The organism is Methylobacterium sp. EM32 (assembly GCF_040593685.1).
Taxonomy (GTDB): domain Bacteria; phylum Pseudomonadota; class Alphaproteobacteria; order Rhizobiales; family Beijerinckiaceae; genus Methylobacterium.
The window spans coordinates 1-21729 of record NZ_JBEXZS010000049.1; the positions used below are offsets into that span (position 1 = coordinate 1).

Sequence of the window (21729 nt, forward strand, 5' to 3'; positions counted from 1 at the left end):
GTGGCGCAGCTCGGCGCGGCGCTGGGCTACGACGCGGCGGCTTTGGACGCGCTGTGGCGCCAGGCTGCCACCCTCTGAAGGCGCCCTCCAACCGCGCCTGAGGCGCGCCCGGGCCGGCCGGCGCGACGCGACACCCTTGCCCATCGTGGAGAGACCCATGGCCGCGACGACGTTCGAGCGGGCGCTTGCGCTCGTCCTGACACACGAAGGCGGATGGTCGGACGATCCGGCCGACCCGGGCGGGGCGACCAATCTCGGGGTGACGATCGGCACGTTGAGCCTGTGGCTCGGCCGGCCGGCGACGCGCGCCGAGGTGCGGGGTCTGACGCCGGCCTCGGTGGCGCCGCTCTACCGGCGTCGGTTCTGGGACGCGATCCAGGGCGACGCGCTGCCGGCCGGGCTCGATTACGCGCTGTTCGACTTCGCGGTGAACAGCGGGCCGAAGCGGGCGGTGATCGGGCTGCAACGGGCGCTCGGGCTCGCCGATGACGGCCGGCTCGGCCCGGTGACGCTGGCGGCGCTCAAGGGCCGGGACGTGCCGGGTCTGATCGACGCCGTCTGCGACGGGCGTCTGGCGTTCCTGCGGGCGCTATCGACCTGGCCGCGCTTCGGCCGCGGCTGGGGCCGGCGGGTGGAGGAGGTGCGGGCCGCAGCCCTCGGGTTCCAGGCCACCCCGAACGGGGCCGCCGCGCCGGCCGTGTGCCCCACCTGCGGCAAGCGCGTCGCGGCCTGAGCCCTTTCACCCCCGTTCGTACCGGCCTTCAGGAGAGATCGCCATGAACCAGGACCAACTCACCGCGCTGCTGCGCACCCTGCTGCAGTTCGGCGGCGGGATCGCCGTCGGGCGCGGCTGGATCGACGCCGACACCGCCACGGCGCTGACCGGCGCGTTGGTCACGCTGCTCGTGACCGGCTGGGGCATCTACGTGCGGCGCAACGCCGGCTTGGTTGCCTCCGCGGCCGCGGTGCCGGCGGTGAAGACCATCCTGGCCGACCCGGCGACCGCGAATGCGATCCCGAGCGCCAAGGTCCAGCCCGCGGAGTAGCGCCGTGCCTACGCCCGACGACGCTGAGGGCGTCATCATCCTGCCGCGCCGGACCTCGTTCTGGGCCATGGCGACCCTGGTGGTGGGGCTCGCCGGGCAACTCCTCTGGATCGGGTCCTACGCGGCCAAGATCGACGCCCGGCTCGAGGACTTGGCCGCCTCCGATCAGCGGCAAGCTAAGCGGGACGACGAGCGCTATGGCCTCGTCATCGGCCGGCTCGAGAGCCTGGAGCGTGACCGCGACCGGCTGGTGCGCCTGGAGGAGCAGGTGCGGATCGCGACGGATCTCCTGCGCGAGATCCGGCAGGAGATCCGCCCGCCACCCCGGCGCTGAGTCGTCGGCGAACTGCACCTCGTGATCCTGATGCATCTTCAGCCCCGCCGGCAGCCGCCGAGCGGGGCTTTCTCGTCTCTGAACCTACGCGGCGATCCAGGCGAAGCGCTCGGCCTCGTCCCAGGCGCAGTCGTCGCCGAGGGTCGCGGCGAACACGCCTGACAGGCGCGCCCGCTCGGCCTCAACCACCGGACCCTCAACCGCGACCGGTCGGCAGCGAGCGGGCAGGCGCGGCACGACGAAGTTTGGGTTGTGCAGGGCGTGGTCGGACGCCTCCGTGAAGAATGGCCGGTCGCCCGAGTCGAGATAGCTCTCGGCGGCCAGCCTATCGGCGACCCCGGCTGCTCGGACGGTAGCAACGCAGAAGATCGTTCTACAATTTCAGGACATGACGGAGTTTTCACACAAGCTCGGTCGGAAGCAGCCCCTCACGTGGTCAAGTTGATTGGTTTTTTACCCTGAGCAAAGGCGCCTCATAGGTCAGAACTCAATTTCTCTATGAACAGTCCTAGAAACTGGAATTTTACCTGTTATCTCTCTTGGGTCTTACTACGGTTAAGCTTGTTGATCTACGTCGGCAGGACCTTGTTGCAGAAATTCAAACATATCTGCTACCATCTCCTGGCACGAATCGGTGATATCCAGAAGGTTGTGCACTTGAGATAAGGCTTCTACTGATCCAAGCAAAACAGGGGCACGATTCCAACCAAGAGGAGCGATCCATGGCTGAAGTTGAATTCGAAGTCCCGGCAAACAAAAACGTAAGGATAAGCCTGACTAGGCACAAAGATGAGGCGTGCAAGTTAGAATTTTGGTATCTTCCGGCCAATCAAGTTACGTGGCTTTTTATTGTCGATATCTATGCGGACAAAAATATTACGCACACGCTAGATAACCATTCATACCCGGCCCTGCGAGGCAAGGCCACTACTTGGCAAATGAAGTGTGTAAGCATTTTGGAAATAGGCGGTCAGTTTCAAGAAAGTTACCCCACTCTGAGACCAGAGGAACTCAAGGCAACTGTGCTTATCTGTGGACAGCCGACTGACCCTGTGTCGGATCCAAACACTTCAGTCGTTTTCGACTACGTGTGACAGCAGCCATGCGAGTCTGCTCGGCAAAAATCTCCAAATCAGTAACGATACCTCTTGCCGCGGCTGCCTTGATGCTGACTGGTGCCGCCGCGGTAGCGCAATCAAAAATCCCGACCGGGCCGCCGACGAGCCCCCCATCTGGGCCCGGCCGGCCTGCTCCAGACCGCATCATCAACATATGGGTTCGCACTTTCATACCCGGAAGAGTTTCGGGTAGTCGTCAAGTGCCGGGCGGGTCAGGGACCATGATTTCCTGGCGCCTTGCTTCCAATTTGATAGGTTGTTTTGGTACAGATAATCGTGATTTCAGCAAAAAATTAGAAGAAAGCTCAAGAGTAAGTGCAATGGTTCTCGCAACACACCGAGTTGGTGAGCACAAGTTCTACAAAAACTGCGGTATTACTATTCGTCGCGATTGTAGAACGGGAAGACAAACTAACTCTGGGCGCTGCGATCCTGCTAGGGCGGTAACAACTGGCTATAAGAAGTTGTCCAATCAAGCACATGAGTACAGCTTTTTGATTAAAGAAAAAAATCCACTCGCTCCTCCAGGTTCTCCATACATTGACGCTGAAATCAAAGTCAAGGAAGAGTGGACAGCCAGTGCGGTGACGTTCTCTGTATCGGGCAAGGTTGATGATTTTCCTGCCTATGAGGGGTATGTAAGTTTCGATGGAGAAACAAAATTTTTATTTCAGATTAATCCTGTCATAGGTAGCACCCCGGCTTCGCTTTTTGGATCTGCAAGCCGGCCTATTAACGGTAGTGCTACGTTCGATTTATAGACAGGGGCTGTCCCAAACTCGCTCCGACCACCTCGACAGGGGAGTGAGCCGAGGCAATCGGCACGGCGCCAGTTGTGCATGAGTTGGCTCTTGCATCAAGACATGGATCAGGTCGCGCGATATATGCGGCATATGGCTGACGATGGTCCGCATAGCGAACGTCCTGACAGGGCTGGAGATGGCGTGACTATCCCCGCTGACCTATGGTCTGAACTCAATCAGCCTGCTCACACCGGAGATTGCCTATGGGTTCGTCCGCTATCTCTATCAGAGGTTTCCTGACAGATGGGCCAGGATGCTGGGATCACCAGCCGGTTCCCGAACCCGTAGGCGCTGGCGGCTGAGAGAGAGGTGTGCTCCCGCCTGGACTGCGCGGTGCACCATGATGCCCGATCCCAATCACGAGCCGCTCTCTCAGGCCGAGCAAGGCATAGTTCTCATCCAGAACGCTCAATACGAAGAGGGAATCGATCAAAGGACGTTGGAGCTAATCGAGCGCTCACGCGCGCTGCTGGAGGAGACCAAGCATCAGATTCTCCCCACTAATCGGGACCATTCAGGCCGGCGGTAAGCAGGCCTCTTGAAGGGCCGAGAAGGGTCGAAAGCGGCGGCGCGAAGCACCAAGGACGATCAGCACCGCTTTATGGGACCGGCCGGGCCCGATCAGGTACGATCCCCGCAATGTGCAACCTTTACAGCTCGGCCCGCTCCCAGGACGAGATCCGGCGCGCCTTCGCGGTCGATCGCGACGAGGCCGGAAACCTGCCGCCGCTCCCCGGCATCTTCCCCGACCAGATGGCGCCCGTCATCCACTCCGCCGACGGCGAGCGGGTGCTAACGATGATGCGCTGGGGCTTCCCGCCGCCGCCGAAGGTCGGCACACAGCCTGTCACCAACGTGCGTAACGTCGCTTCGCCCTACTGGCGACCGTGGCTCAAGCCTGCGCACCGCTGCCTGGTGCCGGTGACCTCGTTCAGCGAGTACGCCGACACCAAGCCCCGCAAGACGCCGGTGTGGTTCGCCCTCGACGGGAGCCGGCCGCTCTTCGCCTTCGCGGGGATCTGGCGACCCTGGACGGGCGTGCGCGGCCCGAAGCGGGACGAGCCGGTGCCGGAGGAGCACCGCCTGTTCTCGTTCCTGACGACAGAGGCGAACGGGGTAGTGGGACCGGTGCATCCGAAGGCGATGCCGGTGCTGCTCACCACCGCGGAGGAGTGGCGCACGTGGCTTGAGGCGCCGGTCGAGGAGGCCCTGCAGCTGCAGCGCCCGCTCCCGGACGAGTTGATGGCTGAGGTCGCCCGGGGCTCGCGTCAGGACGGGCGCTAAGGATCAGGTGCGGCGTCCGCGGTGATGTACGCCTACGCACGCCAACGCGATGAAGCGGGGAGACCAGCCGGGGAGGGCGCCGACTGCGTGCAACAAAGCGTCCAACACGGGCCTCAGAGACCGCAGTATTTTCGCAATCTTACCAGTCATTTAGATCTGTCCGACCAAGTTCGCGAATCCCACCCCTTCCGCCAGAACGACGCCGTAACACGTTGTCATCAAAATGAAATCCGCAGGCGAGGGGATAGCGCCCCCTTCGGAGCCCCCATCTCGGGACGGCGCTCGGCCCAACCTGACGGGCAGGCGTGATGCCGGGCCCCTCAGACGCCGCCCGTGACGGAAGCGGCCACTGATGGGCGAGCACGCAGGCCGCACCTACCCGACCGGCACCGTCATCGCGAAATGCAGGCCGTCCGCGTCGATGATCCGCTCGAAGCGCCCGCCCAGGCTGCGCTCAATGGTCTGCCGCAGCAGGCGCGAGCCGAAGCCGGTGCCGTCCGCCTTCGGTGCGGCCGAGCTCGCGGGGCTCTCGTCCCAGGTCAGTTGCAGGCGCCCGTCCGCCACGTCGCCCCGCAGGCGCAGCGCCCCCCCGCCAGACAGGGCGCCGTACTTGGCCGAGTTGGTCGCCAGCTCGTGGAAGATCATGGCGTAGTCGTTGACCCTGTCGGGGGCAGCGACCGCCTCATCGGAGATGGCGAGCGCGATGTCGGCGCCGTCGCGGTAGGGTGCCAGGATCCGCTCGGCGAGGTCGCCGAGCCGCACGTCGCCCTGGTCGAGCCGGTGCGAGCGGGTGGCGAGCACGGTGGCCTCGTGCAGGACGCCGAACCGCCGCGACAGGTCCTCGGCGAAGGTCGGCGCCGAGGTCGCGTCCCGGGCGACGATGGCGGTGAGCGCCCTCGCCACGGTGAACATGTTCGAGACGCGATGCGCCAGCTCGGCGGTCAGCAGCCGCTCGGCCTCCTCCGCGCGTCGGCGCTCGGTGACGTCGAGGAAGATGGCGTGGAGCCAGTCGCCGACGCGCCCGGCATTCCCGCCGATGCCGCGCGCCGAGATCCAGCGCGCCTGCGCGCCCTCGCCGATGCGGAAGTCGAAGCTGTAGGGCAGCGGGTCGATCGCGCTCGCCATCCAGTCGTGCATCATGCCGTCGCGGTCCTCGGCGTTCACCCGCGCGAACAGCGCGTCGATCGGGACGACCGCCTCGGTCGTGCCCCAGAACGCGCGGCAGAGCCCGTCGAGGCGGGCGAGGCGCCGCTCCGGCGACCAGGCCCAGAGGCCGACGCCGCCGCGATGGATCGTGTCGCTGAATTGCGCGAGCGTCCACTCCTCTCCGGTCATCGTCTCGCCGGTCGCCGCCTCGCCTGCGCTCATGCTCGTCCCCGGTTCCGTGCCTGCGAGATGCCCGATGCGGGCCGTCGGCCGCCGCGCGGACCGGCTTTCGGCTCACGCGACCCATCCCGAAGCTATCTGGCCTCTCACAGTCGGCCGGCAACGGAGGAGGGGCCCGCCCGTCCCGGCCGCGATCGCCGCAGACTCGCCGGACCGGGCCGGCCCGTCGGTCCGCGAGCCAGCACCGGGAACCGGACGCGCACGAAGCCGTTCCCGCCATGATGACAGCAAACTGTCAGATTGACAGACCACTCCGCAAAGGCAGCCTCCCATGGGATCCGCCAGCCTGCCGGGCGACCCCGACCGCTCGCGGCGCGCCGTTTCCGGGCTCGTCATCGAGGTGTTCCGCCTCAAAGGCGACCTGATCGAGGCGGGCGACGCCCTCGTCCACGACCTCGGGCTGACCAGCGCCCGCTGGCAGGTGCTGGGCGCCGTCGCCCTCGCCCCGGCCCCGCTGCCGGTTGCCCACATCGCCCGCAACATGGGCCTCGCCCGCCAGTCGGTGCAGCGCGTCGTCGACGACATGCGCGCCGACGGGCTCGTGCGGCTCGAGCCCAATCCCCATCACCGACGCGCCCCGCTGGTGGCGATGACCTCGCGCGGCGAGGCCGCCTACAAGCAGGCGATGGCGCGCAAGGACCTCTGGGTGGACGGGTTGACCGCGGGGCTGCCGCCCGAGGCCATCGAGGCCGCCGGCACGCTCCTGCGCGCCCTCCAGCAGCGGATCGGCGCCTCCCACGACCGCATCGCCGCCATCGCGACCTCCACACGACGGGAGATCCAGGAATGACCCGCACCGACGCGCCCCCGGACACCGACGCCGACGTCATCGTGGTCGGGGCCGGCCCGGTCGGCCTGACGACGGCCTGCGCCCTGCGCCATCACGGCGTGTCGTGCCTGCTCCTCGAGCAGCGCACCGGGACCAAGGCGTATTCGCGGGCCAACAACCTGTGGGCGCGGCCGCAGGAGCTGCTCGCCGGCATCGGCCTGCGCGACGCCCTCGCCGAGAACGCCTACCCGGTCCACACCATCAACTTCTTCGTCGACGGCACGCCCACGGCCCCGATCCCGATCGCCGACGTCGCCGGCCCGTACCCGGAGGTCCTCTATAGCGGGCAGGACGTGATCGAGCGGACCCTGACCTCGGCCTACGAGGCCCGCGGCGGCCGGCTCGACCGGGGCTGCACGGTGACCGGCCTCGTCGCGGACGCGGCGGGCGTCACCGTGACGGTCCGGCGGGGCGGGGAGGGGCCGGAGGAGCGGCGGCGCGCCCGCTACCTCGTGGCCGCGGACGGCGCCCGCAGCACGATCCGCCCGCTCGTCGGCCTCGATTTCACGCCCGAGCGGTTCGCGCAGTGCATGAACCGGCAGGTGGATGCCCGGCTGTCCTGGCGCCGCTCGATGGAGCCGGACCAGCTCTGGTTCTTCTACTACGAGCGGGGCTTTGCCGGCATCATGCCGGTCTGGGGCGGGTACCACCGGCTGTTCTTCCTCGCCCACGACACCGGCGTGCCGGACCGCGACCCGACGCTCGCCGAGATCCAGGCGCTCGCCCGCGAGGTGACCGGCGACGACACCCTCGCGCTGTCGGACCCGCAATGGCTCACCCACAGCCGGTTCGAATACGGCGTCTCGCCGGGCTACGCCCGCGGCCGGGTGTTCCTGGCGGGCGATGCCGGGCACCTGTCGCTGCCGATTGGCGGGCAGGGCATGAATGCCGGCCTGCACGATGCGGTCGAGATCGCGTGGCGGCTCGCCATGACGCTGCGGGGCGAGGCGGCGCCGGTCGTCCTCGACTCCTACGACGGCGAGCGGGGCGGCGAGCACGCCCGGCTGAGCGCCCAGCAGGCGCGGGGCTTCCGCTGGACCGTCTATCGCGGGCCGGTCACCGACACGGTGCTCGGGCTCGCCGCCAGGGCGCTGCCGAATCTCGGCTCGCTGCTGCAGGGCACGGACGACATGCAGCAGATGAAGGTCGCGTATCCGGAGAGCCGCCTGAACGAGGACCACCTGTCGGGGCTGACGAGCCTGCTGCGATCGGAACCGAGGCCGGGCGAGCGGGCGCCGGACGCGGAGGCGACGGCGGACGGGGAGACCACGACCCTGTTCCGGTTCCTCACCAATCCGGACGGGCGCACGACGGGCTGGGCCCTGCTCGGCTTCGACGGGCGCACGGCCTCCGCCCGGGACGCCCTGCGCGAAGCCGTCGCGGCCGTCGCGCCCTGGCCGTGGGTGAGGCCGCGGCTGGTTCTCGCCGGCCCGATGGTCGCGGGCGTGGACGTCCCGGTCCTCTCCGACCTCGACGGCAAGGCGCACGGGGCCTACGGCCTGGAGGGCCGGCCGGCCTTGGTGCTGGTGCGCCCGGACGGGCACATGCCTTCCGGGGCGAGGCCGGCCGGACCGACCATCTCGTGGCCTATTGCCGGCGGGTGTTCGGGGCGGGGGTTGGGGACGACGCCGCGCCGGCCGCTGCGCGGGAGGAACCGGTGCTCGTTGCGTGAGGTGATGGCAGCAACCGATCGGGCTGCGACGCGGGACGGACGTGCGGTGTGTTCGCCCGGCTGACGTTGTCCACCTTGCGATCCGATCCCGGGAGCCTGTTCGAGCAGCGGATCGTCGTGCAACCCTCCGCGTCATCCCGGGGCCGCGTAGCGGAACCCGGGATCCATAACCGCCGACGCTGCAGGATGAAGCGGAACGCTTTCCGACTCGTCCTCTGACCTCGGCGGTTATGGATCCCGGGTTCCCGGCTGTGCCGGGCCCCGGGATGACGTAGAGGGTTTCACGTCGGTTCACCCGCGCAAGGCTTTCGGCGTCCCAAGGCACATCTTCGGGCGCAACGCCCGTCCGCGGAGCCCGCCCCTCGCGCATGGCCCGCCGGGCGTCATCGTCCTATGACGGGCTGGGACGAGTTCCGGCGCGGCCGGGGAGGGGACACGCATGAGATTCGCGGTGCTGGCGCTCCTGATGCTTGGTCTCGGCCCGGCCCTTGCCGGGAAGAACACCCCCGGCCGCGACCCGGTCTTGCCGACCCTCGACTACGCCAACACCCGCTTCTCGGCGCTCGACCAGATCACGACCGCGAATGTCGGACAATTGAAGGCCGCCTGGACCTACTCGACCGGGGTCTTGCGCGGGCACGAGGGCGCGCCGCTCGTCACCGGCCACGTCATGATCGTGCACACGCCGTTCCCCAACACCGTCACCGCCCTCGACCTAGACAAGGACGGCCGGATCCTGTGGCGCTACGCGCCGCGGCAGGAGGCCGGGGTGGTGGCGGTGATGTGCTGCGACACGGTCCATCGCGGCCCCGCCTACCAGGACGGCCGGGTCTTCCTGCAGCTCGCCGACACCACCGTCGTGGCACTCGACGTCGAGACCGGCCGGGTGCTGTGGTCGGTGCGGAACGGCGATCCGGCCAGGGGCGAGACCAACACTGCGGCGGTGATGCCGGTGGGGGACAAGCTGATCGTCGGACTGTCGGGCGGCGAGTACGGGGCGCGCTGCCACCTCACCGCCTACGACCAGGCGACGGGGCGGCGCCTGTGGCGCGCCTACGCCACCGGGCCGGACGACGAGATGCTGGTCGATCCCGGGAAGACGACTGAACTCGGCAGGCCGGTCGGCGAGAATTCCTCGCTGAAGAGCTGGGAAGGCGAGCAGTGGAAGACCGGCGGGGCCTGCGCCTGGGGCTGGTTCTCCTACGACCCGGACCTGAACCTGATCTATTACGGCACCGGCAATCCCTCGACCTGGAACCCGGCGCAGCGCCCGGGCGACAACCGCTGGGCGATGGCGATCATCGCCCGCGACGCCGGGACCGGCGTGGCACGCTGGGTCTACCAGATGACGCCCCACGACCAGTGGGACTATGACGGCGTCAACGAGATGATCCTGACCGAGCAGGAGATCGGCGGGCGCCGGCGCCGGCTCCTGACCCATTTCGACCGCAACGGCTTCGGCTACACCCTCGACCGGGAGACCGGCGAGGTGCTGGTGGCGGAAAAGTTCGATCCGAGCGTGAACTGGGCGAAGCGGATCGACCTCGACCGCGCCTCCCCGACCTATGGCCGCCCGGTGGTGGACGCGCGCTACGCCCCGGGCGCGGCCGGGGAGGACGAGACCGTGACCGGCATCTGCCCCGGGGCGCTCGGCGCCAAGAACCAGCAACCGGCCGCCTACTCGCCGCGCACCGGCCTGTTCTACGTGCCGACGAACCACATGTGCATGGATTACGAGGCGTTCCACGTCACGTATACGCCGGGCCAGCCCTATGTCGGGGCGACGCTGACGCTGCATCCGCCGCCGGGCGCTGAGCGCACCGGCGCCTTCATCGCCTGGGACAACCTGTCCGGACGGATCAAGTGGTCGATCCCCGAGCCGTTCTCGGTCTGGTCCGGGGCGCTCGCCACCGCTGGCGGGGTGGTGTTCTACGGCACCCTCGAAGGGTACCTGAAGGCGGTCGATGCCGAGACCGGCCGCGAGCTCTACCGCTTCAAGACGCCGTCGGGGATCGTCGGCAACGTCACCACCTACCTGCACAGGGGCCGGCAATACGTGGCGGTCCTGTCCGGCATCGGCGGCTGGGCCGGGATCGGGCTCGCGGCGGGCCTCACCGACCCGGCCGAGGGATCGGGCGCCGTCGGCGGCTACGCGGCCCTGTCGCACTACACCGCCGCGGGCGGGCAGCTCACGGTCTTCGCCCTGCCGGAGCGCTGATGCATTGTCCGGACAATGCATCACAAGCCCCCGCAGCACGTGAGCGAAGCCAAAATCCGCATTGCGAAAGCGAGCGCGCAGGGATCGTCCGAAGCAATCAGTCGGATGTCAAATGACGTGCGGGGTTGACCCGGGCGGATCGACCCGCAACCTGCCCGGATCACCGTCACGGAGGATCCTCGATGCGGGTGCCGATCGCGCTCATGTGGCTGCTCGCGGCGCCGGCTGCCCTGGCGCAGACGCCGCCGGCGGACGATGCCGGGATGGCCGCCTGCCTGCCCGGCCTCGTCGCCCGGGCGCGGGAGCAGGGGGTGAATCCGGCGCTCGCCGAGGCCCAGCTCTCGGGCCTCACCGCCGATCCGGACGTGCTGGCGGCGACGGGCAAGCAGGCCGAGTTCGATAAGCCGGTCTGGGCCTATCTCGATTCCGCGGTGAGCGAGGAGGCGGTGGCCGACGGCCGGGCGAAGCTCGCGGCGGAGGCCAGCCTGCCGGCGATCGAAGCCGCCTTCGGCGTCGACCGGCACGTGCTGGTGGCGATCTGGGGCATCGAATCGGGCTACGGTTCCGTGCTGAACGATCCCCGCATGGTGCGGCCGGTCCTGCGTTCCCTCGCCACCCTGGCCTGCGCCGGTGGTCCGCGGGTCGCGACCTGGACCGAGGAGCTGGTCGCGGCCCTGCGCATCCTCGATCTTCACCGCACCACGCCGGAGCGCCTGACCGGCTCCTGGGCCGGCGCGATGGGCCACACCCAGTTCATGCCGACGACCGTCCTGCGCCACGCCCTCGATTTCGACGGTGACGGGCGGGCCGACATCTGGACGTCGGCGCCGGACGCGCTCGCCTCGACGGCGCAGTACCTGCGCACCCTGGACTGGCGCCCGGGCGAGGGCTGGGGCGGCGAGGTGGTGCTGCCGGCGGGCTTCGACTACCGCCTCGCCGACGAGACGACGATGCGGACGGTCGCCGAGTGGCGCGCCCTCGGCGTCGCACCCGCCGGCCGGGCCATCGGGGCGGACACCGACACGGCGAGGCTGGTGCTGCCGGCCGGCGCCCGCGGGCCGGCCTTCCTGCTGCGACCGAACTTCCAGGCCCTGCTCGGCTACAACGCCGCCTTCTCCTACGCCCTGGCGGTGGCGCACCTCTCCGACCGGCTGCGCGGCGAGCCAGGCTTCGTGCAGGCCTGGCCCCGGGGCGACCGGCCGCTCGGCGCCGATGAGCGGCGGGAGATCCAGACGGCGCTCGAGGCGAAGGGGCACCCGGTCGGCGGGGTCGACGGACGGATCGGCCCGCGCAGCCGCGCGGCGATCCGGGCCTGGCAGGCGGCGGCCGGATTGGTGCCGGACGGCTACGCCGATGCCGCGCTGCTCGACCGCCTGCGGGCCGGAAACTGATTCCCCGCCAACGCACGATTCGGGGCTTCGGTACCACCGCGATCGACGCGAAGCGCCTGACTCCTGTGGAGAAAAGGTTGTCGACTCCTGAATCGGAAGGCCGCGGGCTTAACGCTTGACTCTCCGTCGGCCGACTCCGCCAAACTACGCCTGCAAGCTCGGATGAGGCTCGAAAGCGTAGATGTCGAAGGCGGCCGACAATCGAATCACCGGGCGGAAGCAAGCCTCGCCCGCGCCGTTCGACGCCGTGATCGCGGCCCATGCCGAGGCGCTGACGCGCCAGCTCGCCCGGGCGGACGGGCGGTTCAGCCCGCCTTCGGTGCCGCGCGCGCTGCGGCGCTTCCCGACCGGGGAGGCGGCGCGGCTGATCGGCATCACCGACGCCTACCTGCGCCAGCTGATCCTCTCCGACGAGGCGCTGGAGCCCGAGAAGGGGCCGGCGGGCCGGCGGCTGTTCACCTTGAGCCAGATCAACGACCTGCGCCGGCGCCTGGCCCGGACGCGGCCGGGCTACCTGCACCACCGCCGGGCGGGCGAGCACCTGCAGGTCATCGCCGTCACCAACGTCAAGGGCCGTTCGGGCAAGACCACGGCGGCGGCGCATCTGGCGCAGTACCTGGCGTTGCAGGGTTTTCGCGTGCTCGCGGTCGATCTCGACCCGCAGGCGGCTTTGTCCGGGCTGTTCGGCTGCCGGCCGGAGCTCGACGCGGGAATGGGCCGGACGCTCTACGGCGCGGTGCGGCGCGACGGGGCCGAGCGACCCCTCAGCGAGATCCTGCGCCCGACCCACTTCCCGGGCATCGACCTCGTGCCCGGCCACCTCGAACTGATGGCCTGCGAGCACGGCGCGGGCCCCGAGGGCATTGTGGGCCGCGTCGCCGGGGCGCTGGCGAGCGTTGGCGACGATTACGACGTCGTGGTGGTCGATTGCTCGGCCCAGCTCGGCGTCCTGACCCTCGGGGCGCTCTCGGCCGCCACCGGCATCCTGGTGACGGTGCAGCCGCAGAGGCTCGATCTCGCCGGCCTGTCCGGCTCGCTGCGGATGACCGCCGACCTCCTCGGCGCGGTGCTGCGCGACGCCGGCGGCGCGCCGCGGCACGATTTCCTGCGCTACCTCGTCACCTGCCACGAGCCGGCCGACGGCCCGCAGACCCAGGTCGTCGGGCTCCTGCGGGCCTTGTTCGGCGAGCAGGTGATGACCCACGCGGTGCCGCTCTCCCCGGCGATCGCCGAGGCGGGAGCTGCCGGCCGCACGCTCTACGAGGCGGGCCGCGAGGGCCTGTCGCGGCAGGCCTACGACCGGGCGGTCGAGGCCCTGGATGCGGTGAATGCCGAGATCGCCGGCGAGATCGCGCAGGCCTGGGGCAGGGCCGCGTGACTCTGCCGCTTCCCTTCATCCCGGGATTCCGCCCCGGATGAACGCTGCGTTGCGCGGCGCCGATTAACCCCGCCTCGCGGCGGTTCCACTCACCTGAACTGATGAAAGGATCGATCCGGCAAAAGAAAAAGGCCCCCGAAGCGACGCCCCGGAAGCCCTTCTCTTAGTGCCTGGCAGCCTGAGAGAATCAAATCCGGCACATTCTGTCAAGCGTGGCGCCGATTCGGCGAACCCTTTTCTGTTGTCTGACGACAGGCACAGCCATGTCCCAGATCAGACCGACGACGCCCTTCGGGCGCCGACCGCTGTCGCTCGCCATGATGGCGGCGCAGGCGGCGGCGAAGGCCTGCCCGGAGGAGGCCGCGAGCCACAAATGGCGCACCTTCCGCCACCTGACCGAGGCCAAGCAGCGCCTCGGCCTCGGGGACCGGGCGCTCGCCGTGCTCTCGGCGCTGCTCAGCTTCCATCCCGAGACGGCGCTCACGCCGGGTCCCGACCTCGTGGTCTTCCCGTCGAACCGCGAATTGTCGGTGCGGGCGCATGGACCGTCGCCGACGACGCTGCGGCGGGCGCTGAGCCAGCTCGTCGAGGCCGGCTTGGTGATCCGGCGCGACAGCCCGAACGGCAAGCGCTACGCCCGGCGCGGCGAGGGCGGACACATCGAGCAGGCTTTCGGCTTCGACCTCTCGCCCCTGGTGGCGCGGGCCGCCGAGTTCGAGGCGCTGGCCGCCGAGGTGCGGGACGCCGCGAGGGCGCGGGCGCTCCTGCGCGAGGAGATCTCGCTCCTGCGCCGCGATATCAGCAAGATCATCGCCTTCGCCCGCGAGACCGGCTTGAGCGGCGGCTGGGACGGGATCGAGGCGCAGCTGCAGGGCGCGGGCGCGATGCCGCCGCGCTCGGCTGGCAACGCGGTGCTCGGCGAGACCGCCGAGGGGCTGCGGATCTTGCGGGCCGCAGTGGATAAGTGCCTGGCGGACTCGCTCGAATTCCCGAAAACGGGCGCCATTGAGTCCCAGGCCGGCTGCCACCATCAGAGTTCAAAACCTGAGTCTCTTCAGAATTTTGAACCGGGTTTGCGGGGAGACGGGATCGCGGTCGTCTGGGCCGGAACGGCGAGCGTGGTGCCGGCGAACCGGGCCGTGCCGCTGCGGATGGTGCTCGAGGCCTGCCCCGACATCGGCTTTTACGCCCGCCACGGGATCGACACCTGGCGCGACTTCCTCGGAGCGGCCGCGGTGGCACGGGCGAGCCTCGGGATCGGGCTGCCGGCCTGGAACGCCGCGGTCGAGGTAATGGGCGAGGAGCAGGCCGCGGTGGTGGTCGCGGGAATGCTCCAGCGCGGAACGGCCATCGCCGCGCCGGGCGCCTATCTGCGCGATCTCGCCGGGAAGGCGCGGGCCGGGCGGTTCTCGGCCTGGCCGATGGTGATGGCGTTGTGGCGGGTGCGGCAAGGGGCGAAGGGACAGGAATCGAACCCGTTGCCCGTTCCGGCGCAGCTCTCCGGTTCAGTGCTGGATCCGCGCTTCAGGCCTGCAATCAGTCTTCCATGACGGTGCCGACAGGGAATGGGTCTCGAAGCGAGGCGATCCGACGAGCAGGCCGTGGGTGGTCCGGGCTCGCGGCGACATCCCATTCCGCGAAGGGCGAGTCGCCATGACCAACCATCATCGAGCCCGAGCTTTGATGGATTCGGACGCCTGCTGGATCCTGGTCGGCGACGCACGGATAAGATCGCTGGCGCGAAACCCGCACAGCTGGATAACGCTGCACCTGCCAGTTCGGTCGGGATTGGCTATCCGGCGAGCACCAGCGTATCGGCCCGCGCGACGTACGCCGTCAGGATCACGAAGACGAGGACCGCCAGCGCGTTCCAGGCCAGGTAGCAGCTGCGGTCGATCAGGGTGCGGGTCTTGACGGCGGCGGGCATGGACAGGGCTCCTCGGTGGAGGGGCGAGCGGCGCCCGCGTGGTGGCTCGGAGGGGACGCGTCGGTCTTCGAGAGCCGCATTCAAGCGGGAGGACATCGATGGGTCAAGGAACGCACCTCCCAAAGTGTCCCGCGCCGATGGAAGATATTTTATTTATATCTCAATTGAGGAGAATATTTTTGATTGCCCGCCGAGCTCCAGCCTCAACCAATGATTTGGTTCTCCGGCGCACGGCTCGGTCAGAGCCTGTTTGGTTTTCTCAGCAGTCTTTCCACCCTCCTGGTCATTCCGGGGCCGGGCAGCGGAGCCCGGAATCCAGACGCGCAGGTCGCACAGAACGAGGCGGACAGGTATCCGCTTTATTCTATACCATCCGAGGTTCTGCATTCCGGGCTCCGCTGCGCGGCCCCGGAATGACGTAGAGCGTGAGAGGTCTATCGATGCCTATCGAACAGGCTCTCGGTGGCCTTCACCTCCTCCCGAATCCGCCGCCGCCCGCCGAAGCGCGACGGAACACGGGCGGAGTGGCGCCGTTGCCGCTGACGCAGCGACGCCCATCAGCGTCCCGAGACGAGCAAGGTCCATCCGCGATGCAGGCGCCGCTCCGCTTCGATCCCTCCTTCGAGAGCGTACCGCCCGACGAAGAGGAGGTGCAGGCGGAAATGATCCGGGTCTTCGAGACGATCCAGGCGACAACGCTGAAGGATTACGGCCACGCGGTGCGGGGCGTCCACGCCAAGAGCCACGGCCTCCTCACCGGCAGGCTCACGGTGCTGCCGGATCTGCCGGCAGCGCTGGCACAGGGCCTGTTCGCCGCGCCCGGCACCTACGACGCGGTGTTGCGGCTCTCGACCAATCCGGGCGACATCCTGGACGACAGCGTCTCGACCCCGCGCGGCCTCGCCGTGAAGGTGATCGGCGTGCCCGGCGAACGGCTGCCGGGCGCCGAGGGCGACAGCCAGGATTTCGTGATGGCGAACGCCCCGGCCTTCACGGCGCCGGACGCGAAGGCCTTCCTCAAGAGCCTGAAGCTGCTCGCCGCCACCACCGACACGCCGCAGGTGTTCAAGAAGGTGCTGTCCGCCGCGCTGCGCGGCGTCGAGAGCGCGATCGAGGCGGTTGGCGTCAAGAGCGGGACGATCATCAGCCTCGGCGGCCATCCGGAGACGCACATCCTCGGCGAGACCTTCTACAGCCAGGCGGCCCTGCGTTGGGGCGACTACGTCGCCAAGGTCGCGGTGGCCCCGGTCTCCCCGGCGCTGACCGCGCTGACGGGCGCGGCGCTCGATGTGAACGGTCAGCCGAACGGCCTGCGTGAGGCGGTGTCGGAGTTCTTCGCCGCCCACGAGGGCGTGTGGGAGCTGCGCGCCCAGCTCCTCACCGATCGTGACGCGATGCCGGTCGAGGACGCCTCGATCCCCTGGCCGGAGGAGAGGAGCCCCTATTTTCCGGTCGCCCGGATCACGGTCGCGCCGCAGGAGAGCTGGAGCGAGGACAAGGTGCGGCGCCTCGACGACGGCCTCGCCTTCAGCCCCTGGCACGGGATCGCCGCGCACCGGCCCCTCGGTTCGGTGATGCGGGTGCGCCGCGCCGTGTATCGAAGCTCGGCCGGCTTCCGGGCCCGGCACAACGGCTGCCCGATTCACGAGCCCACCCGCGCCTGAAGGAACTTTCGTGATGGTGTTTCCGTCCCTGACCGCCGCCTACGGGGCCGTGCTGGCGCTCCTCTTCGCCGGGCTCTCCGGCTGGGTGATGGCCCGCCGCCTCTCCGCCAACGTGCTGCACGGCGACGGCGGCGACGCCGTGCTGCTGCATCGCGCCCGCAGCCAGGCGAACTTCGCCGAGTACGTGCCGTTCATCCTCCTCCTCGTCGGCCTGCTCGAGGCGCACGGGGCGAGCCGGGTCCTGGTGCAAGGCCTGCTCCTGGTGCTGCTGGTCGGCCGGGTGCTGCACCCGTTCGGCATGACGGCGCCGGCGAACTCGCCCCGGCAATATGCCTGCCGCGGCGGCGGCATCCTGGCGACCTTCGCGGTCCTGATCGTCACTGCGCTCGCGCTGCTGCTGCGGCTCGCCTGAGCGTCACCGCGCCCGGGCCGCGGCGGTCGCGGCGAGGAGCAGCGCGCCCGCGCCGAGAGCAAGGCCCAGGCCGAGGCGACGGGCGAAGGGCACGCCGTGCCGGGCGCGCCAGCCGCCGCTCGTGGAGCGGCGGTCGTCGAGGGGCGCCCGCAGCGCGCCATGGGTCACCGGCGCCGGCTGCGCCCGGTCGAGGGCGCGGTGGATCGCGAGGCCCATCAGGTGCTCGGTCGGGCCCGGCGCGAGGGCGTAGGCCGCTTGCGCCGCCCGGGCCGGCCAGCCGACCGCGACCTCGTCGTGGGGGTGGCGCGCGACCTGCACGAAGGCCTCGGCCACGTCCTCCGGTGCGTAGACCAGGGGCCCGGTGTCGATGCGCTTGCCCGACACGTTGGCGCCGTGGTCGAGCCCGGGCGTGTCGATCATGGCCGGGAAGACCGAGCAGACATGGATGTGTCGGTGCCGGCGCAGCTCCTGGCGCAGGGACGCGGTGAAGCCGCGCAGGCCGAACTTGCTCGCGGTGTAGGCCGCCGCGAACGGCGCCGGCGCCCAGCCGCCGAGCGAGATGTTGGTGATCAGCGTGCCATGTCCCTGGCGCAGAAACACCGGCAGGGCCGCGTAGGCGCCGTGCATGCCCCCGAGGAGGTTCACCGCGATGGTCAGGCGGTGGAGGTCGAAGGGCGCGTCCTGGTAGGGGCCGAACACGCCAGTGCCGGCATTGTTGATCCAGACGTCGATGCCGCCGAAGGCCTGCTCGGCCTCGTCGGCCAGCGCCTGCACGGCCTTCGGATCGGTCACGTCCGTCGGCACGGCGATCGCCTCCGTGCCGAGGCGCCGGCAGGCCTCCGCCACCTCCTCCAAGGCATCGTGGCGCCGCGCCGCCAGCACCAGCCGGGCGCCGCGCCGGGCGAAGGCCAGGGCGGCGGCACGGCCGATGCCGCTCGAGGCGCCGGTGAGCACCACGACGGCGTTGGACGGGTCGGTCATGCGGGCCTCCGTGCTCGGGGGCAGTATCGCCCTCGGGCGCAACCGGGAGACCCTCACGATGTTCCCGCTCTCTCTACCCCCGCCGGATCGGCGCGCCGCTGCCGGCCTCGGCCGTGACGGCGCCGTCCTCGACGATCACCCGGCCGCGGCACAGGACCGTCTCGGGCCAGCCGGTCACCTCACGGCCGGCATAGGGCGTGAAGCCGGTGCGGTCCTCGACCATCGCGTCCGAGAGCGTCACGCGCCTGGACGAGTCCCAGACGCAGAGGTCGGCATCCATCCCCACCGCCACCGAGCCCTTGTGCGAGAGGCCGTAGATCCGGGCCGGCGCCGTCGCGGTGATCTCGACGAATTTCTTCAGGCCCAGGCGCCCGCCCGACACCATCGCGTCGAAGAGGAGCGGCAGGCGCATCTGCAGGCCCGGCATGCCGTTGGCGATCTCCTTGAAGGTCGCGTTCGCGCCCGCCTTGAGCTTGCCGGTCTCGTCGTAGCGGTAGGGCGCGTGGTCCGACGACACGGTCTGGAGGTCGCCGAGATCGAGGGCGCGCCACAGGGCCTCCTGGTCGCGGGTCTCGCGGAGCGGCGGCGAGCACATCCATTTCGCCCCCTCCAGGCCCGGCCGGTCGAGGTCGGATTCGGTGAGGAAGAGGTATTGCGGGCAGGTCTCGGCATAGACCTTGGCGCCCTCGCCGCGGGCCCGGCGCAGGATCGCGGCGCCTTCCTCGGTCGAGACGTGGAAGATCATCACCGGTTGGTCGAGATACTGCGAGAACCGCACCACCCGCTCGAACGCTTCCGATTCCGACAGGCGCGGATGGCTCGCGGCATGATATTTCGGCGCCGTCTTGCCCTCCTTGAGGAGCTGCCGGCTGGCGAAGGCGATGAGGCCGTGATTCTCGGCGTGGACGCAGACGAGCGCGCCGACCTGCTTCGCTGCCGCCATCAGGTCGAGCAACGCCTCGTCGGCCAGCCGCAGGCGGTCATAGGTCATGAACGCCTTGAGCGAGGTATGCCCGGCGCGGGCCAGCGCCGGGATGTCCTGGTTCAGGGCCTTCTCGGTCGCGTCCGCGATGATGAGGTGGAAGGCGTAGTCGATCACCGCGCCGGCCCGGGCGAGAGCCGTGTAATCCTCGACCACACCCGCCAGATCCATGCCGACATGCTGGGCCGCGAAGGCGATGACGCTGGTCGTGCCGCCGAGCGCCGCCGAGCGGGTGGCGCTCTCCCAGGTATCGGCGTTCATCAGCCCGGAGGCCGAGAGCTGCTCGATATGGGCGTGGCTGTCGACCCCGCCCGGCAGCACCAGCTTCCCCGTGGCGTCGATCTCGCGCCGGCCGGGGGCGAGGTCGAGGCCGATCGCCGCGATCTTCCCGTCGCGCAGGCCGAGATCGGCGGAGAAGACGTCGGTCGCGGTCGCGACGGTGCCGCCGCGGATCACGGTGTCGAAGGCGGGCTCACTCATACTGACGCTCCTCGTCCGAAACTTGCTAGCTTGAAGGTCTGACACATCAGGAGACCACCATGACGACCAGCCGGCGCATCCTCGTCATCAACCCGAACTCGAACGAGGCCGTGACAAGCGGCCTCGACGCGGCGCTGGCGCCGCTCGCGCGGCCCGGCATCGCCATCGAATGCCGCACCCTCGCCGAGGGGCCGTTCGGCATCCAGTCGCAGGCCGATGTCGAGCAGGTGGCGCTGCCCCTGCGCGACCTCGTGCGGCGCGAGGCGGCGGATGCCTACGTCATCGCCTGCTACTCCGATCCCGGCCTCCACGTCTGCCGCGAGGCGACCGACCGGCCGGTGCTCGGCATCGCCGAGTGCGGCATCCTCAGCGCGCTCGCCCGGGCCGACCGGTTCGGCGTCATCGCGGTGGCGAGCCGCTCGATCCCGCGCCACCTGCGGGCGTTGCGCCAGATGGGCGTGAGCGAGCGGCTGGCGGGCGAGCGGGCGCTCGAGATGACCGTCGCCGAGACGGCGAGCGGCAAGGACACGCTGTCCCGGATGATCGCCGTCGGCCGCGACCTGCGCGACCGCGACGGGGCGGGGGTCATCGTCATGGGCTGCGCCGGCATGGCGGTCCACCGGCGCGGCCTCGAGCAGGAGCTCGGCATCCCGGTCATCGATCCGACCCAGGCCGCGGTGGCGATGGCGATCGGGATCGTGGCGGTCGCCTGAGCTCGGCTTGCCCGGGGTCACTTGGCCTGATTTCACTCGGGCAGCACCACGCCGGTCTGGGCGGTGATGCGGCCGTAATGCTCGATGCGGCGGTGGCGGGCGAAGTCGAAGATCGTCTCCTTGCCGAACCGGGTCTCGTCGAGGTCGCAGGGGTACACGATTACCCCGTCGGCCTCGCCGGGGAGTTCCGCCACGATCTTCCCGTTCGGATCGACGATCAGGGTGCCGCCGGTGAGGTGGTGCCCATCTTCCGATCCGGCCTTGGCCACGGCCACGACCCAGGTGGCGTTCTGGTAGGCGCCGGCCTGGACCGAGAGACGGTGGTGGAACAGCCGCTCCTCGATCCCTTCCCCGTCGCGCTGTGCGTTGACCGAGGGCGTGTTGAAGCCGAGCATCACCATCTCGACCCCCTGCAGCCCCATCACCCGGTAGGTCTCCGGCCAGCGCCGGTCGTTGCAGATGCACATGCCGAGGATGCCGCCCAGCATCCGCCAGACCGGGAAGCCGAGATCGCCGGGCTCGAAGTAGCGCTTCTCCAGGTGCTGGTGGCTGCGCTCGGCATCGAACTCGTCGTGGCCGGGCAGGTGGACCTTGCGGTACTTGCCGACGAGGGTGCCGTCGCGGTCGACCAGGATCGAGGTGTTGAAGTGCCGGCCCTCCGGCGTCAGCTCGGCATAGCCGAAGGACATCGCCATGCCGTGCTCGCGCGCCCGGGCGAAGAGCGGGGCGGTGGCCGGCCCCGGCATCTCGCGCTCGAACCAATGGTCGGCCTCGGCCCGGTCCTCGTGGTACCAGCGCGGGAAGAAGGTGGTGAGCGCCAGCTCCGGATAGACGATCAGGTCGGCGTCCTGGCTTTTGGCCTCGTCCATCAGGGCGATCATCCGGGCGACGACGCTGTCGCGGTCTTCGGCCTTCTGGATCGGCCCGAGCTGGGCGGCGGCGGTGCGGATCACGCGCATCGAAAATTCCTCAAAGATCGAAACAGGTTGAAGAAGGCCCACCCTGCCCCTCTCCCCGCGGGCGGGGAGAGGGCTGTGTTCCCGTTCAGGGAACACAGCGAGGCGGCAGCCGAGGGTGAGGGGGTGATTCCGGGTGAGACTCTTCTGGCACT

General features: G+C 69.4%; 20 protein-coding genes. 15 read left to right on the top strand and 5 right to left on the bottom strand.

Annotation, left to right across the window (positions count from 1 at the left end):
* Window positions 1-157 precede the first annotated feature (157 nt).
* The 6 genes from ABZT49_RS07700 to ABZT49_RS07725 all read left to right on the top strand — a co-directional run bounded on the left by ABZT49_RS07700 (window position 158) and on the right by ABZT49_RS07725 (window position 4585).
* Entirely contained in the window at window positions 158-733 is a 576-nt protein-coding gene (locus ABZT49_RS07700; RefSeq protein ID WP_355285073.1) for a glycoside hydrolase family 108 protein, read from the top strand.
* A 43-nt stretch (window positions 734-776) separates the two neighbouring features.
* Window positions 777-1046, top strand: a complete 270-nt coding sequence (locus ABZT49_RS07705; protein WP_355285075.1) for a hypothetical protein — start codon at window positions 777-779, stop codon at window positions 1044-1046.
* 4 nt (window positions 1047-1050) lie between these two features.
* Window positions 1051-1380: a hypothetical protein gene (locus ABZT49_RS07710; RefSeq protein ID WP_355285077.1), complete on the top strand. Its 330-nt coding sequence runs from the start codon at window positions 1051-1053 to the stop codon at window positions 1378-1380.
* A gap of 722 nt (window positions 1381-2102) precedes the next feature.
* On the top strand, window positions 2103-2474 hold the full coding sequence (locus ABZT49_RS07715) for a hypothetical protein (RefSeq protein ID WP_355285079.1): 372 nt from the start codon (window positions 2103-2105) through the stop codon (window positions 2472-2474).
* A gap of 245 nt (window positions 2475-2719) precedes the next feature.
* A complete protein-coding gene (locus tag ABZT49_RS07720; protein ID WP_355285080.1) occupies window positions 2720-3259 on the top strand; it encodes a hypothetical protein in 540 nt (179 codons plus the stop codon).
* A 681-nt stretch (window positions 3260-3940) separates the two neighbouring features.
* A complete protein-coding gene (locus tag ABZT49_RS07725; RefSeq protein WP_355285082.1) occupies window positions 3941-4585 on the top strand; it encodes an SOS response-associated peptidase in 645 nt (214 codons plus the stop codon).
* 375 nt (window positions 4586-4960) lie between these two features.
* Here ABZT49_RS07725 and ABZT49_RS07730 read toward each other — a convergent pair whose 3' ends face one another.
* The gene (locus ABZT49_RS07730) at window positions 4961-5953 is read right to left on the bottom strand and encodes a sensor histidine kinase (RefSeq protein WP_355285084.1); all 993 of its coding nucleotides are present in this window, start codon (window positions 5951-5953) and stop codon (window positions 4961-4963) included.
* Between the two features lie 289 nt (window positions 5954-6242).
* Between ABZT49_RS07730 and ABZT49_RS07735 the strand changes: the two genes are divergently transcribed.
* From ABZT49_RS07735 to repC, 6 genes are all read left to right on the top strand, one after another.
* Window positions 6243-6761 (top strand): helix-turn-helix domain-containing protein, encoded by a 519-nt coding sequence (locus tag ABZT49_RS07735; protein WP_355285085.1) that lies wholly within the window; start codon window positions 6243-6245, stop codon window positions 6759-6761.
* Window positions 6758-8536 carry an FAD-dependent monooxygenase gene (locus ABZT49_RS07740; RefSeq protein WP_355285087.1) on the top strand — a complete coding sequence of 593 codons (1779 nt, stop codon included), beginning with the start codon at window positions 6758-6760 and terminating at the stop codon, window positions 8534-8536. The genes ABZT49_RS07735 and ABZT49_RS07740 overlap by 4 nt, the downstream gene beginning before the upstream one ends.
* A 375-nt stretch (window positions 8537-8911) precedes the next feature.
* Window positions 8912-10690, top strand: a complete 1779-nt coding sequence (locus tag ABZT49_RS07745; protein WP_355285089.1) for a methanol/ethanol family PQQ-dependent dehydrogenase — start codon at window positions 8912-8914, stop codon at window positions 10688-10690.
* A 182-nt stretch (window positions 10691-10872) separates the two neighbouring features.
* Window positions 10873-12081, top strand: coding sequence for a lytic murein transglycosylase (locus ABZT49_RS07750; RefSeq protein ID WP_355285090.1), 1209 nt, complete (start codon window positions 10873-10875; stop codon window positions 12079-12081).
* 181 nt (window positions 12082-12262) lie between these two features.
* Complete coding sequence (gene repA, locus ABZT49_RS07755) at window positions 12263-13459, top strand: plasmid partitioning protein RepA (protein WP_355285091.1); 1197 nt, start codon at window positions 12263-12265, stop codon at window positions 13457-13459.
* A gap of 263 nt (window positions 13460-13722) precedes the next feature.
* Window positions 13723-15009, top strand: coding sequence for a plasmid replication protein RepC (gene repC / locus ABZT49_RS07760; protein ID WP_355285093.1), 1287 nt, complete (start codon window positions 13723-13725; stop codon window positions 15007-15009).
* Between the two features lie 242 nt (window positions 15010-15251).
* On the opposite strand, the gene ABZT49_RS07765 is transcribed toward repC, so the two are convergent.
* Entirely contained in the window at window positions 15252-15386 is a 135-nt protein-coding gene (locus tag ABZT49_RS07765; RefSeq protein WP_355285094.1) for a hypothetical protein, read from the bottom strand.
* Between the two features lie 590 nt (window positions 15387-15976).
* On the opposite strand from ABZT49_RS07765, the gene ABZT49_RS07770 reads away from it, so the two are divergent.
* Complete coding sequence (locus ABZT49_RS07770) at window positions 15977-17050, top strand: catalase family protein (RefSeq protein WP_355285095.1); 1074 nt, start codon at window positions 15977-15979, stop codon at window positions 17048-17050.
* 13 nt (window positions 17051-17063) lie between these two features.
* Entirely contained in the window at window positions 17064-17462 is a 399-nt protein-coding gene (locus ABZT49_RS07775; RefSeq protein ID WP_355285097.1) for an MAPEG family protein, read from the top strand.
* Between the two features lie 3 nt (window positions 17463-17465).
* Here ABZT49_RS07775 and ABZT49_RS07780 read toward each other — a convergent pair whose 3' ends face one another.
* The gene (locus ABZT49_RS07780; protein ID WP_355285099.1) at window positions 17466-18443 is read right to left on the bottom strand and encodes an SDR family oxidoreductase; all 978 of its coding nucleotides are present in this window, start codon (window positions 18441-18443) and stop codon (window positions 17466-17468) included.
* A 73-nt stretch (window positions 18444-18516) separates the two neighbouring features.
* Window positions 18517-19905: a dihydropyrimidinase gene (gene hydA / locus ABZT49_RS07785; RefSeq protein ID WP_355285101.1), complete on the bottom strand. Its 1389-nt coding sequence runs from the start codon at window positions 19903-19905 to the stop codon at window positions 18517-18519.
* A 59-nt stretch (window positions 19906-19964) separates the two neighbouring features.
* Here hydA and ABZT49_RS07790 point away from each other — a divergent pair, with 59 nt between their 5' ends.
* Window positions 19965-20618: an aspartate/glutamate racemase family protein gene (locus ABZT49_RS07790; RefSeq protein WP_355285102.1), complete on the top strand. Its 654-nt coding sequence runs from the start codon at window positions 19965-19967 to the stop codon at window positions 20616-20618.
* Window positions 20619-20650: 32 nt separating this feature from the next.
* Here the strand turns inward: ABZT49_RS07790 and ABZT49_RS07795 are convergent, their stop codons facing one another.
* A complete protein-coding gene (locus ABZT49_RS07795) occupies window positions 20651-21577 on the bottom strand; it encodes an N-carbamoyl-D-amino-acid hydrolase (protein ID WP_355285103.1) in 927 nt (308 codons plus the stop codon).
* Window positions 21578-21729 lie beyond the last annotated feature (152 nt).

Coding starts and splice junctions, on each gene's coding strand:
- ABZT49_RS07725 (WP_355285082.1), top strand. CDS start 3,941: ATGTGCAACCTTTACAGCTCGGCCCGCTCCCAGGACGAGATCCGGCGC.
- ABZT49_RS07780 (WP_355285099.1), bottom strand. CDS start 18,443: ATGACCGACCCGTCCAACGCCGTCGTGGTGCTCACCGGCGCCTCGAGC.
- ABZT49_RS07790 (WP_355285102.1), top strand. CDS start 19,965: ATGACGACCAGCCGGCGCATCCTCGTCATCAACCCGAACTCGAACGAG.
- repA (WP_355285091.1), top strand. CDS start 12,263: ATGTCGAAGGCGGCCGACAATCGAATCACCGGGCGGAAGCAAGCCTCG.
- ABZT49_RS07765 (WP_355285094.1), bottom strand. CDS start 15,386: ATGCCCGCCGCCGTCAAGACCCGCACCCTGATCGACCGCAGCTGCTAC.
- ABZT49_RS07740 (WP_355285087.1), top strand. CDS start 6,758: ATGACCCGCACCGACGCGCCCCCGGACACCGACGCCGACGTCATCGTG.
- ABZT49_RS07775 (WP_355285097.1), top strand. CDS start 17,064: ATGGTGTTTCCGTCCCTGACCGCCGCCTACGGGGCCGTGCTGGCGCTC.
- ABZT49_RS07700 (WP_355285073.1), top strand. CDS start 158: ATGGCCGCGACGACGTTCGAGCGGGCGCTTGCGCTCGTCCTGACACAC.
- ABZT49_RS07730 (WP_355285084.1), bottom strand. CDS start 5,953: ATGAGCGCAGGCGAGGCGGCGACCGGCGAGACGATGACCGGAGAGGAG.
- ABZT49_RS07770 (WP_355285095.1), top strand. CDS start 15,977: ATGCAGGCGCCGCTCCGCTTCGATCCCTCCTTCGAGAGCGTACCGCCC.
- ABZT49_RS07705 (WP_355285075.1), top strand. CDS start 777: ATGAACCAGGACCAACTCACCGCGCTGCTGCGCACCCTGCTGCAGTTC.
- ABZT49_RS07720 (WP_355285080.1), top strand. CDS start 2,720: ATGATTTCCTGGCGCCTTGCTTCCAATTTGATAGGTTGTTTTGGTACA.
- ABZT49_RS07750 (WP_355285090.1), top strand. CDS start 10,873: ATGCGGGTGCCGATCGCGCTCATGTGGCTGCTCGCGGCGCCGGCTGCC.
- ABZT49_RS07735 (WP_355285085.1), top strand. CDS start 6,243: ATGGGATCCGCCAGCCTGCCGGGCGACCCCGACCGCTCGCGGCGCGCC.
- ABZT49_RS07745 (WP_355285089.1), top strand. CDS start 8,912: ATGAGATTCGCGGTGCTGGCGCTCCTGATGCTTGGTCTCGGCCCGGCC.
- ABZT49_RS07795 (WP_355285103.1), bottom strand. CDS start 21,577: ATGCGCGTGATCCGCACCGCCGCCGCCCAGCTCGGGCCGATCCAGAAG.
- repC (WP_355285093.1), top strand. CDS start 13,723: ATGTCCCAGATCAGACCGACGACGCCCTTCGGGCGCCGACCGCTGTCG.
- ABZT49_RS07715 (WP_355285079.1), top strand. CDS start 2,103: ATGGCTGAAGTTGAATTCGAAGTCCCGGCAAACAAAAACGTAAGGATA.
- hydA (WP_355285101.1), bottom strand. CDS start 19,905: ATGAGTGAGCCCGCCTTCGACACCGTGATCCGCGGCGGCACCGTCGCG.